The organism is Okeania sp. KiyG1 (assembly GCF_014132355.1).
Taxonomy (GTDB): Bacteria; Cyanobacteriota; Cyanobacteriia; order Cyanobacteriales; family Microcoleaceae; genus Okeania.
In genome coordinates this window covers 1-12077 of the sequence record NZ_BLZO01000009.1, presented here as the reverse complement: position 1 = coordinate 12077, position 12077 = coordinate 1, and the positions used below count along the sequence as shown (strand labels likewise).

Sequence of the window (12077 nt, the reverse complement as noted above, 5' to 3'; positions counted from 1 at the left end):
TACCCCCAATGTATTATTAGAAGTTACTAATATTGAAGGTTTACGTTCTGTATTAGCTGCCTTCACTTCCTTGATTGGTTTTGTATTGGGATTGGTATTTCAAACTACATATCGGCGAGTGGAAGCAAAAGTTGCCCAGATGCCAGTTGACTTATTATTAACCCGAGCAATAGGATTAGTCATTGGACTATTAGTGGCAAACTTAATGCTAGCGCCACTCTTTTTACTTCCTATTCCGGGAGAATTTAGCTTTATTAAGCCTCTTGTAGCAGTTTTAGGCAGTGTAATGTTAGGCTTTACAGGGGTTAACGTTGCTGATACTCATGGTCGTGGTTTTTTACGGCTGATTAATCCTAACAGTCTAGATACAGTATTAGTAGCGGAAGGTACTCTTAAGCCTGCTACTACTAAAATTTTGGATACTAGCTGTATTATTGATGGTAGGATAGAAAATTTATTGGAAACAGGTTTTCTTGAGGGGCAAATTCTGGTACCACAGTTCGTTTTACAGGAACTACAACTTATAGCTGATGCTTCTAACGATCAAAAAAGAGTTAGAGGTAGAAGGGGGTTAGACATTTTAAATAGGCTTAAAGCAGTTTACCCTTCTCAGATTCAAATTCATTTTGCAGACTATGAAGACATTTCTACTGTAGATGCTAAATTGGTTCATTTTGCTCTGGAAATTAATGGTACTTTGTTGACTAATGACTACAATCTGTCTAAAGTTGCTAGTCTACAAAAGGTTATGGTACTCAATATTAATGACTTGACTCAAGCAGTACGACCAAGTTATCTACCTGGTGATACTATTGAAATTAAAATTCGTAAAGCAGGGAAGGAACCATCTCAGGGTATTGGATATCTGGATGATGGCACAATGGTAGTTGTGGAATCAGGTAGTGAATATGTTGGAGATGAGGTTAGAGTTATTGTTACCAGTTCCCTGCAAACTTCTGCAGGTAGAATGATTTTTGCTCGGACTCAAGAGTCTGCCATAGCTTAATTTTGGTGATATAGTCATTCTGGTTTAGATTGAGACGAGTTTTTCTTGCTGTAAAAGGGTTTGAGCTGAAAAAGTGCCCCATTCTTATTCAGAATAACTATAAATGCCTCATAAAATATGTTCAAAAAAACAGCCCCGATTTTCTGTATTTCAGATAGTTGGGGGTAAATACAGAAAGCGAAAACTTTTCTAAAACTCCTCAAACTTACTCATAACTATAGCTATCAAACTAAAATGAGTAAGTTTGTTCAGTAATCGTCATAACTACTGGACTGACACACCTAATTTTGTGCAGAGCGATTATTGGTGCGGGGGCGGGTTCACTAGGTTGTTGGTAAAACCATTCAGTTAACGCGGAACCCGCCCCTACCCGATGCACTGTTGCACCATTTAAGCTGTGTCAGTCCACTACTAGACTGACACGCCTAAAACTGTAGGTTGGTTTTGTCAAGGCGATCGCTCCCATAACCGATTTTAGACTACAAGTATATTATTTTGTATTATTGCGACATACGCAACAAAAGAGAGCGAACACCGAAACCACCCAAAAGAAATAGACCAAAAATTGAACCAGGTTCAGGAATTGTTTCTATTTCATCGCCCAAAGTGCCACCGTCAGCTTCAGAGGCAGTGACAATAGTAACCGCATAACCAGGACGAGAACCAGCATCATTGATAGATAAGTAACCAGGGATATTCTTGTTGAAAGTAGCGTGGGAAGATAGATTCCAGTTACTTATACCTACGGTTGTTAAGCCTTCATTTACTGGAAAGTCCGAAGTTTCTGTGGGAATAACCACACTATTTGTATTGAAGTAGGAAACATAACCTTCTAACTCATCCTTCAAAAAAGAGCGATCGTTAAACCACCATCGCTGACGCGAAGATGGAGGTGAATTTACTCCTCCATGACCATCAGGTAAAACCACAATACCCATGCCTTCTCCACTACCTGCCCAGTTAACAGCATTCACTAAAAAACCAAGAGGACCGTTAGGACGAGGACCTGGAGTGCCAAAATAGTGCGCGTCTGCATCTTGACCACTTAAGAAAGTGCGATTGCCCCTAGCTGTAGATATTGCGTCTTTATTATTCAAAATCCCAGTAGGGTCAAAGTTAAATATTCCAGCTTTCGACCCAGTTCCGATCGCCAAAACATCATAATCAGAAAAATTGGGTGTAGGGTCTAGGGAGTTCCAGAAAGTGAGATTCCAATCTAAACTGCCATCTCCTTCCGGGTCAAATGTTGGTGCTAGAGCAGCTAATTCTGAGATTTTGGTATTGTAAGCATCGGTATGACCATACCAGAGAACATTGAGGGATGCAGCATTAGCAACAGTGGCAGAAAAAAGACTGAAAGTAGTAGCAATAGCTAGAATGGCTTGATTTATTAATTGATGTTTTTGATTACTCATAATTTTCTCCATTATTTAGAAGTAGGGGCAAACGGCCTTTTTCCCCTAAAGTGTTGAGGCGATCAAGTTAGAAATACAATTATATTATTTTGTATTATTGCGACATACGCAACAAAAGAGAACGAACACCGAAACCACCCAAAAGAAATAGACCAAAAATTGAACCCGGTTCGGGAACTGTTTCTGTTTCATCCCCTAAAGTGCCGCCGTCAGCTTCGGAGGCAGTAACAATAGTAACCGCATAACCAGGATGAGAACCAGCATCATTGATAGATAAGTAACCAGGGATATTTTTGTCGAAAGCAGCGTGGAAAGATATGTTCCAGTTGCTCAAACCTGCACTGGTTAAGCCTTCATTCACTGCAAAATCCGAAGTTTCTGTGGGAATAACCACATTTTCGTCCCATGCATAGGAAATATAACCTTCTAACTCATCTTTCAAAAAAGAGTTGTCATTTAACCACCATCGCCGATTTCGATTTAGAGGGTCTGTAGGATATCCACTATCAGTCAAACCTGCAATACCCATACCTTCTCCACTACCTGCCCAGTTAACGGCATTGACTAAGAAACCGAGAGGACCGTTAGGACGAGGACCAATGTTATAAGTATAGTGTGCATCTGCATCCTGACCACTTAAGAAAGTGCGGTTTCCCCTGGCTGCGGATATCGCCTCTTTGTTATTTAAAATCCCTGTAGGGTCAAAATCAAATAATTCTCCTTCTTTCAAACCAATTCCGATCGCCAAAACATCATAATCAGAAAAGTTGGGTGCTGGGTCTTGGGGATTCCAAATAGTAAGATTCCAATCTAAACTGCCATCTCCCTCTGGGTCAAATGTTGGTGCTAGAGCCGCTAACTCTGAGATTTTGGTATTGTAAGCATCTGTCTGACCATACCAGAGAACATTGAGGGATGCAGCATTAGCAACAGTGGCAGAAAAAAGACCAAAAGTAGTGGCAATAGCTAGAATAACTTGATTTATTAATTGATGTTTTTGATTACTCATAATTTTCTCCATTATTTTAGATGTAGCGACAAACAGTACTTTGCTTCTACGGTTAGATTTAATGTAGAAACACCTCTTTACTAAAAATGTGGTTGCTCCCGTTATTGACGATAGATAACTCAATTAGAGATTATAGAACAGGCAAATCAAAAAATTGTCGAAGATCGACAGTGAAGATCGACAACTTTTTGACAAACTCAAAATTATACTAAAACTTAGTCATAGCAATGTATTCAGCAGAAATGGAGTTAAAATCGATAAGAATGTTTTTAAAACTTGTCGATAATCGACAATAGAGTTGTTGGGAATTAATATCAAATCCGGTAGCATCGGTGTTATTCAGTATTTAAAGATAAGAGTTGATATTGTAGGGGCGAATGGCATTCGCCCTTAACCATTGTATGACGACAATAGAACTATATTACTCCAAAGTCAACGGATTTGATATAAGCTAAAAAAATGGCTAAAACCGTTATTAGTCAAAATTTATAGCGTTTTTCATGCCTCAACTCCTGAAAAGTTTATGTGGATTTGATATTTACAGGACTTACGCAAATTATTAGACAATACGCTATCCCTAGAGGGCCAATGCCATTCGCCCCTACTAAATATGGCAGTTCTGCGTAATTTCTGATTTAGTAAAGCTTGGTTTCAGTGCAACTACTATTTACTAATTTCCGAATCTTATACTAGAGCTATTGAAAGTTAACTTATAGGCTTAATCGCAAATCAGCAACTCATTATTTTTAACTGTCAAGGTTAAGATTAGATACCAAATTATTCAACTCAGGACTTACGCAGAGACTCTACATACAGGGAGGGCGTTAGCGGAGCTTGGCGTTAGCCAATGCCATTCGCCCCTACAGATGGTGTGTGATTTGATATTTTGCGTAAGTCCTAAAACTCTTGCACAACAGATAAGTAAAAATTAGTCAATAATAATAGAAATCATAATTACAAAATTTGAGAAGGAAAAAGATAATGAAAACTAGCTTTCAAGACAGTACAACTAACACCTAACTACCCCCACCCCCCAAGAGCAAAGCAACCGCAATATACAATTACCTGTCGATCGCCCCAAGAAGGGCAAAAAATGGGCGATCGCTCTGGTGGCAGCGGGACTATTAGCTCTATCTATAGGGGTTTACCTTATCCGTAACCAGTCTCAGGGGAAACAAGAAATTGTTGAAACTTTGACTATACCCGTACAAGCTCAAAATATAGTTGTGAGAATTACAGCTAGCGGGGAAGTCCAACCAATACAACGAGTCAATCTTTCTCCCAAAAATCAAGGCCGTTTGGCAGAATTGTATGTCGAACAGGGCGATCGCGTCCAAGCAGGCCAAGTTATTGCCCGGATGGAAAGTCGGGACTTAGAAGTTCAACTCCGCCAAGTCCAGGCAAGACTTGAAAGTGCAAAGGCAAATTTGGCAAAACAGGAAACTGGTAGTCGTCCAGAAGAAATTGCTGCTGCTAGAGCGCGTTTAAATCAAGTGGAAGCTCGTCTATCCCAATTGCAAGCTGGTAGTCGTCGCGAAGAAATTGCTGCTGCTAGAGCGCGTTTAAATCAAGTGGAAGCTCGTCTATCCCAATTGCAAGCTGGCAGTCGTCACGAAGAAATTGCTGTTGCTAGAGCGCGTTTAGATAGAACTGAAGCTAATTTATCTCAATTACGAGCTGGCAACCGTCGTGAAGAAATAGCTCAGGGGAAGGCGCGTTTAGAACAGGCGATCGCTCGTTTGGATGATGCTAAGACTGGAAGTTTGAAGGAGGAAATTGAACAAGCTAAGGCTAGAATAGAGGCGACAAAAGCAGAGTTGGAGTTAACGACGAAGCGGCAAGAACGATATCAAAATTTGGCAAGTGAGGGGGCGATCGCTCGCGATGCTTATGAGGAATATGTGAGAGATGACCGCCGAGTTAGAGCTAATTTACGGGAAGCTGAAAAACGTTTGGAACAACTCACTCAAGCTAGAGGAGCAGAGATAGAGCGTTTAACTGCTGCTGTGGAACAGGAAAAACAGGCTTTTCAATTGTTGGAAAATGGTACTCGTCCGGAGGAAATTGCTAGAGCTGAAGCTGAAGTTGCAGAAGCTCGCAGTCAGTTGGAGGAGTTGGAAAATGGTACTCGTCCGGAGGAAATTGCTAGAGCTAGAGCTGAAGTTGCAGAAGCTCGCAGTCAGTTGGAGGAGTTGGAAAATGGTACTCGTCCGGAGGAAATTGCTAGAGCTGAAGCGGAGGTGGCGGAAGCTCGCAGTCAGTTGGAGGAGTTGGAAAATGGTACTCGTCCGGAGGAAATTGCTAGAGCTAGAGCTGAAGTTGCTGAAATGGAAGCTCAAGTTCGCTATCAGGAAATTATGTTGGAAGATGCTGAGGTTCGCGCTCCTTTTTCTGGAATTATTACTCAAAGATATGCAACGAAAGGAGCATTTGTGACACCTGCTACTTCTGCTTCTAATGCTACTTCTGCTTCTTCGACTTCTATCGTTGCTTTAGCTAGAGGTTTGGAAGTTTTGGCAAAAGTTCCAGAGGCGGATATAGGTCAAATTCAACCCGATCAAAGTGTGGAAATTGTGGCTGATGCTTATCCAGACCAAGTGTTTAAGGGTAAGGTGAAATTAATTGCTCCAGAAGCAATAGTAGAAAGAGATGTAACATTATTTGAGGTGCGAGTTGCTCTGGAAACTGGCAAAGAAAAATTACAGTCAGGAATGAATGTTGATTTACAATTTTTAGGCGATCGCTTGGAGAATGCTTTAGTTGTACCGACAGTGGCGATCGTTACTAATAAGGGAGAGACTGGGGTATTAATTCCTGATGCGAAAAATCAACCGAAGTTTCAGTCTGTTACTCTTGGTTTTAGTGTTGGTAATCAAATACAGATTTTGCAAGGAATAGAAGCTGGAGAAAGAGTTTTTATCGAATTGCCAGAAGGTAAAAAGTTAGAAGATATTTTTGGTAATAGGTAATATAGCGCTACGCGCTAGGCAACAGGCAACAGGCAACAGTAAGCTGTTAGTGGGTTTGGTGGATTTAGGAATGTCCTAACCTATTTGCCTAGTGCTATATTTCTTACAGTCGCAATGACTTTATTGTTAGTGTTTATCCGCACATGATACAATAGAGTTGTCGCTAAATAAAGGAAAAAAATCGGGTGTTGGTAAAGCGCGTGTATGATATTAATCTTAATTCTTCAGGAGTCAGGAGTCAGGAGTCAACCCACCCCTAACCCCTCCCAACCCACCCCTAACCCCTCCCAACCCACCCTAACCCCTCCCAGGAGGGGAGGGGAAGTCAGGAGGGAAGAATGAAGTTGAAACCCTGAGTAAAAGGAGAAAGTTTTTCGGGGAGCGTAAAGGTCACGGAGTTCTATCGCGCTCTTATCCAGACATGATATCATACCTCAAATTACCAACGCCAAAAATCGCTATAACCTAGACATAGCAATAATTCCAGTTTTTAATTCTCCAATAGCAACAATCCTTACAGAACAAGGTTTTTGGGGATTTTTTAAGTTATAAAGCGACAAGTCTAATATCATGTCCGGATAAGAGCGCTCTGGAAAAAACTTATCATGAATGCTTCAACAGTAAATCTTTCTATTTTCCCCTCCAGGGAGGGGTTAGGGGTGGGTTCCCTACTCCCTACTCCCCTACTCCCCCGCTCCCCTACTATCTTAATTATAGGTATTCAACCGGACATGATCAGGACTTACGCAAATTATTAGAAAATACGCTATCTGTAGGGGGCGAATGCCATTCGCCCCTACTAAATATGGCGGTTATGCGTAAGTCCTGATGATATAAAATGTTGAAAGGCGATCGCCTTCTTTAAGTCAAATCAAGCGATCGCCTGACTTTAAAATAGTCGAATTTCGGTTTAACTATGGCGCTTTTGCTTTTTACCGATCGCCACTGCCAAACCTGCTACTACAAGATATCCCAATGTTGTCATAGGTTCTGGAGTCGAGACTGGTGTTGTGTCGGGAGTTACTTCTACGACGCCAAAAGGTAAATCTCTGTAGCGGGTATCGCTAACGATGTCGTGCCATTGTCCCCCTGCGGCCGAATTTACAAACATACCTGCAAAATCTTCGTCCGGGAAATTATCTTCGGGTTGACCAGGATACCAGTTGAGATAATCGACTGTTTCGCCGCTTATCCATTCAAATTCTCCTTCAGTTTGAATGTCGTTGAGACCGATCCACAGAGAAATTCCGCTGCGATCTGGAAGGTTGTTAGCATTGGCATAGTCGATTGCTACTGGACCAAAAGTTTGCAAAATCCAATTATTTTCTTCGGCATTGTTGATGGTAACGAGATGACCGCCAAGGGACCGCGCTTCTTCTTCTGCTTCAAGCCACCATTTGGTTCCGTCTGTATCTAGCAAGTGGTAAGTGTTACCGTTATAAGATGCAGTATGAATAATCCCTGCATTGGCACTGCTAGAAAAAACTGCAGAGATTGTTAAGGTGCAGAGAGAGAGAAATATAGCTTTTATTGTTTGCTTTGGTTTGCGATAAGTTTTCATTTGAATTCAATATTTTTTTGCGTTAAATTATGGAGCAGCAGGAATTTGTTCAGGGGTTAACCTGTTTTCACGCTGTGGCCTCAAACTAGAAATGCTTAATCATCACTAATCATCTGGACATGATATAACTCTGAGATTTTGGCATTGTAAGCATCGGTCTGACCATACCAGAGAACATTAAGGGATGCTGCATTAGCAACAGTGGCAGAAAAAAGACCGAATGTAGTAGCAACAGCTAAGATGGCTTGATTGATTAGGCGATGTTTTTGATTATTCATAATTATCTATGATGAACAAAATAGTTGTAGGGGCAAACGGCTTTTTGCCCAAGGGTGTTGAGGCGATCGCTCTTTTCTATCAACCAACCACTGCAATACATTTGTATTATATTGTATTATTGCGACATACGCAACAAAGAGAAGCAAGATGATAACTCGGAGGTCGCTCTCTCAAAAATAGCGATCGCGCTAGCGGTGCGGAGCATTATCGCTCTTTTCTATCAACCAACCACTGCAATACATTTGTATTATATTGTATTATTGCGACATACGCAACAAAAGAGAAGCAAGATGTTAACTCGGAGGTCGCTCTCTCAAAAATAGCGATCGCGCTAGCGGTGCGGAGCATTATCGCTCTTTTCTATCAACCAACCACTGCAATACATTTGTATTATATTGTAATATTGCGACATACGCAATAAAAGAGAAGCAAGATGATAACTCGGAGGTCGATCTCTGAAGAGAGCGATCGCTCTCTTCAGTCTTAAAATATATAAATATTCAACTGAACATGATATTAAACATTTTTTGGTCGATAAAGATGCGTCAAAGTCAGTCTAGACAGTTGACCTCTAAAGTTAGGGTTGAGTTGATCGCTTCAATTATCTTTTCGACGGGCGATCGCTCCTAAGCCGAATGTACCCAGAAGTGCCAAACTTATGACAGAAGTAGGCTCAGGTACAACTTCTGTTTGAAAAGTATATTGAGCTGTTGCACCAGATTGGTCTGTAACAGTAACGCTAGATGTATAAACTCCTTGTCCTCCATAACTCCAGGCTCCTTTACCTTCTGCCCCTTCGTAATCAATTTCACCATCCCCATTAAAATCCCAGGAAAATATTAGATCGTAAGGATTTTCAAAATCAAAAGCTGAAGCCGAAAAGTCAAATTTTTCTCCACTTTTGACTACAACCTTTGACTGAACTTGGGTAAGTTTAGGGGCTAAATTAATACCAGAAAATATAAAAGTATGGTCATCAAAATCCCAGTCTCCGCCACCGAATATGTCTTCAAAACCAACCCGAGCAACACCAGGACTTAAATAGGTAACTTTAGCATGGGCGATGCCATCGGGATTGCGACTAGCTTCACCCGTGTAATACCAATGGCCAGTATCGAAAACTTGCAATCCAAAAAGGAGTTCTGCTCCTGGTGAGACGGCACCTAAATTTACAATTTTTCCAGTTTCTCGGTTCGAGGCAATGGGTATGCGATGGGGGGAAGTCAGCCACAGGTAGCTATCAAAACCAGCTTCGGAAGGTAAAACGGATACGGTTACATCGCTACCACTAGCATAGAGGCGTGTGCCCAATTGGGGATAACTGGGGGATGCTTGGTAGAGGATGGCTGCTTGAGTGGTACTAGCAAAGGAAGCAACAGATAATAAGGAGGCAATAGTACTAGCAATGGGTAAATTGAAGAAAAGTTTCATAGTTTTCTCCCAATAACGGTTAATTAATGGAACTTGAAATTAGAAGCTGTTTGAGCAAAAGTTTGAGGTGGAAGGAATCAAATTGTAATACTAACTAAATCAGTAACCAACCAAGAAATTTTCAAATTCCCCAAAGGAAATTTGACTCTCCGGTTTAACCTCATTACATAGTTAAGTATACAATAGGCAAATCAAAAAATTGTCGAAGATCGACAGCGAAAATCGACAACTTTTTGAGAAATTCCAAAAATCAGTCATAGCAATATATTCAGCATAAATTGAGTTAAAATCGACAAAAGTATTTTTAAACCTTGTCGAAAATCGACAACATTAATTATGAGGATGGTGTCATAATGGTTTATGTCCTGACAGAAGTAGGAAAGGAGAAAGTTAAGCAGAATTTTCCTCAAGGATATAACTTTACTGAAATTGGGGAAAAAGCCGGTTTACATCGGACTACTGTATCTAAAATTATTGATAGGAAGCAAGGAGTTCATAAAACAACTCTAGAAAGATTTTTTAGTTCCCTTGATTTAGATTTAGAAGAAACGGATTATGAAGCATTCCAAAATGATGAAAATATCGCCAATAACAATATTCTGGAATATAGACCAAATCAAAATGTAGCTCATTTACAAAATTATGAAATACAAAAGTATGTTGAACGCCCATTAATTGAACAAAAGGTTTACAAAAGTCTGTTATTTACTGACTGTATCCTGAGAATAAAAGCTCCTAAAAAAATGGGAAAAACTATCTTGATAGACTGGGTGTTAGAGGAATTAGAGGCAAAGGAAAAATATCGGGCTGTGTCTATTAGTTTTTGGGAAGCTGACAATAGCCATTTATCTGAATTTAATAATTTTTTGCGTTGGTTATGTGCCAATGTTAGTAGTCAACTAGAACTACCTGTTGAATTAGATGACTGGGATAATTTAACTAAAAATTTTGGCGAAAAAACAACTTGTACTAATTACTTTGAAAAATATGTATTGCAGAAAATAGAGCAGCCATTGGTTTTATGTTTAGATAATTTAGAGTTACTTTTTCTCAACGACAATATCTGTCAAGAGTTATTAGGAATGCTCCGTTCTTGGAATGATAAATCTAGTAGAAATTCTCTTTGGCAAAAATTACGGTTAGTTCTATCTTATGCTCCTAATACTGATATTAAAATTAATCCAAATTTATCGCCTTTTAATATAGGTACAATGATTGAGTTACCAGAGTTTAACCCCGAACAAGTTCAAGAATTCGCTGAAATTTATAAACTTAATTGGGATGAGTTTCAAGTCAGGGAACTAATGAATATGGTGGGAGGTCATGCTTATTTAGTGGAGTTGACTTTTCGTAGTCTTAAAACTTGTAATGATATTACTTTAGAGAAAATTTTAGAGACTGCTCCTACAAAAGATGGTATTTATCATAGTTCTCATTTACAAGAATATTTGGCAATTTTAAAGCAGCATTCAGATTTAGCTAAAGTTTTTCTGAGTATTATTAAGGGTGAGTATTTAGGGAATATGGAAAGTCATGCTATTAAAACGCTTATGAATTTAGGATTGGTTAAATATCAAGATGGCAAAGTATTGGTTAGGTGCGAACTTTATCGATTATATTTTGAAAATTATTTGGGAGATGTCTAATGAGCATAAATTCTGAATCGAATTTTAATTATAAGGTGGGAGGTAGTCTGGATTTTAATTATCCTAATTATATAGAGCGATCGGCAGATATAGATATTTACAAGGCTCTGGAAAAAGGAGAGTATTGTTATGTTTTTAATGGGCGACAAACGGGTAAATCAAGTTTACGAATTAGGACGGCGGAGCGACTGAAAAAAGCAGAAGTTGCTTGTGTGGAAATAGATTTGATGGCTATTGTGAGTGAGGGTAGTAATGTCGGACAAATTTATGCTGGGATTGTACAAGAAATAGCTAGTGGTTTGCTATTGGAAGTTGATTGTTTAAGTTGGTGGTTAGAAAGGGAAAATTTAGCACCTCAAGAACGTTTGATTGAGTTTATTGAGCAAGTAGTTTTTACTGAGGTTGACAAAAATATTGTAATTTTTATTGATGAAGTAGATTGTTTGCGGATATCTGATTTATCTCTGGAAGTTTTTCTGGGTTTGATTCAATTTTTTTATCAAAAACGAGAAAATAATTCAGCATATAAACGTTTAACTTTTGCTTTGTTTGGTGTGGTGGAAATTTCTGATTTTTCCCAGACTATTATTGGTAATAGAATTGAGTTGTCAGGTTTTGAATTTTCAGCAGCTTTACCCTTGGCAGAAGGATTATTAGAAAAAGTAGACCGTCGTCAAGAAGTTCTCAAAGAAATAATTTATTGGACGGGAGGACAACCATTTTTAACACAAAAATTATGTCAATTAGTTTTAACATTACCT

Annotated in this window: 10 protein-coding genes; 5 read left to right on the top strand and 5 right to left on the bottom strand. The window is 39.4% G+C overall.

From position 1 onward, the window contains the following. Positions 1–1006, top strand: a 1006-nt coding sequence (locus tag SAGCYANO_RS00700) for a PIN/TRAM domain-containing protein (RefSeq protein ID WP_202218337.1), incomplete at its 5' end; no start/stop codon positions are given. A 500-nt stretch (positions 1007–1506) separates the two neighbouring features. On the opposite strand, the gene SAGCYANO_RS00695 is transcribed toward SAGCYANO_RS00700, so the two are convergent. Then, positions 1507–2421 (bottom strand): PEP-CTERM sorting domain-containing protein, encoded by a 915-nt coding sequence (locus SAGCYANO_RS00695; RefSeq protein WP_202218336.1) that lies wholly within the window; start codon positions 2419–2421, stop codon positions 1507–1509. A 94-nt stretch (positions 2422–2515) separates the two neighbouring features. Next, a complete protein-coding gene (locus SAGCYANO_RS00690; RefSeq protein WP_202218335.1) occupies positions 2516–3430 on the bottom strand; it encodes a PEP-CTERM sorting domain-containing protein in 915 nt (304 codons plus the stop codon). A 1055-nt stretch (positions 3431–4485) separates the two neighbouring features. Between SAGCYANO_RS00690 and SAGCYANO_RS00685 the strand changes: the two genes are divergently transcribed. Continuing rightward, the gene (locus tag SAGCYANO_RS00685) at positions 4486–6399 is read left to right on the top strand and encodes an efflux RND transporter periplasmic adaptor subunit (RefSeq protein WP_202218338.1); all 1914 of its coding nucleotides are present in this window, start codon (positions 4486–4488) and stop codon (positions 6397–6399) included. A gap of 910 nt (positions 6400–7309) precedes the next feature. Here SAGCYANO_RS00685 and SAGCYANO_RS49870 read toward each other — a convergent pair. Together SAGCYANO_RS49870 and SAGCYANO_RS00675 are read right to left on the bottom strand one after the other, a co-directional pair. Next, positions 7310–7960: a C-type lectin domain-containing protein gene (locus SAGCYANO_RS49870; protein WP_202218334.1), complete on the bottom strand. Its 651-nt coding sequence runs from the start codon at positions 7958–7960 to the stop codon at positions 7310–7312. A gap of 95 nt (positions 7961–8055) precedes the next feature. Beyond that, positions 8056–8238, bottom strand: coding sequence for a hypothetical protein (locus SAGCYANO_RS00675; protein ID WP_202218333.1), 183 nt, complete (start codon positions 8236–8238; stop codon positions 8056–8058). Positions 8239–8246: 8 nt separating this feature from the next. On the opposite strand from SAGCYANO_RS00675, the gene SAGCYANO_RS00670 reads away from it, so the two are divergent. Then, positions 8247–8390 carry a hypothetical protein gene (locus SAGCYANO_RS00670; RefSeq protein WP_202218332.1) on the top strand — a complete coding sequence of 48 codons (144 nt, stop codon included), beginning with the start codon at positions 8247–8249 and terminating at the stop codon, positions 8388–8390. A 446-nt stretch (positions 8391–8836) separates the two neighbouring features. On the opposite strand, the gene SAGCYANO_RS00665 is transcribed toward SAGCYANO_RS00670, so the two are convergent. Continuing rightward, positions 8837–9670, bottom strand: a complete 834-nt coding sequence (locus SAGCYANO_RS00665) for a DUF4114 domain-containing protein (protein ID WP_202218331.1) — start codon at positions 9668–9670, stop codon at positions 8837–8839. A gap of 311 nt (positions 9671–9981) precedes the next feature. Between SAGCYANO_RS00665 and SAGCYANO_RS00660 the strand changes: the two genes are divergently transcribed. Continuing rightward, entirely contained in the window at positions 9982–11316 is a 1335-nt protein-coding gene (locus SAGCYANO_RS00660; RefSeq protein WP_202218330.1) for an AAA-like domain-containing protein, read from the top strand. Then, a partial coding sequence (locus SAGCYANO_RS00655) for an AAA-like domain-containing protein (RefSeq protein WP_202218329.1) occupies positions 11316–12077 on the top strand: 762 nt, incomplete at its 3' end. The genes SAGCYANO_RS00660 and SAGCYANO_RS00655, both read left to right, overlap by 1 nt.

What these genes read in the sequence shown, in the direction of transcription:
- SAGCYANO_RS00670 (WP_202218332.1), top strand. Translation starts at nt 8,247, where the DNA reads ATGATGAACAAAATAGTTGTAGGGGCAAACGGCTTTTTGCCCAAGGGT.
- SAGCYANO_RS00665 (WP_202218331.1), bottom strand. Translation starts at nt 9,670, where the DNA reads ATGAAACTTTTCTTCAATTTACCCATTGCTAGTACTATTGCCTCCTTA.
- SAGCYANO_RS00695 (WP_202218336.1), bottom strand. Translation starts at nt 2,421, where the DNA reads ATGAGTAATCAAAAACATCAATTAATAAATCAAGCCATTCTAGCTATT.
- SAGCYANO_RS00675 (WP_202218333.1), bottom strand. Translation starts at nt 8,238, where the DNA reads ATGAATAATCAAAAACATCGCCTAATCAATCAAGCCATCTTAGCTGTT.
- SAGCYANO_RS49870 (WP_202218334.1), bottom strand. Translation starts at nt 7,960, where the DNA reads ATGAAAACTTATCGCAAACCAAAGCAAACAATAAAAGCTATATTTCTC.
- SAGCYANO_RS00690 (WP_202218335.1), bottom strand. Translation starts at nt 3,430, where the DNA reads ATGAGTAATCAAAAACATCAATTAATAAATCAAGTTATTCTAGCTATT.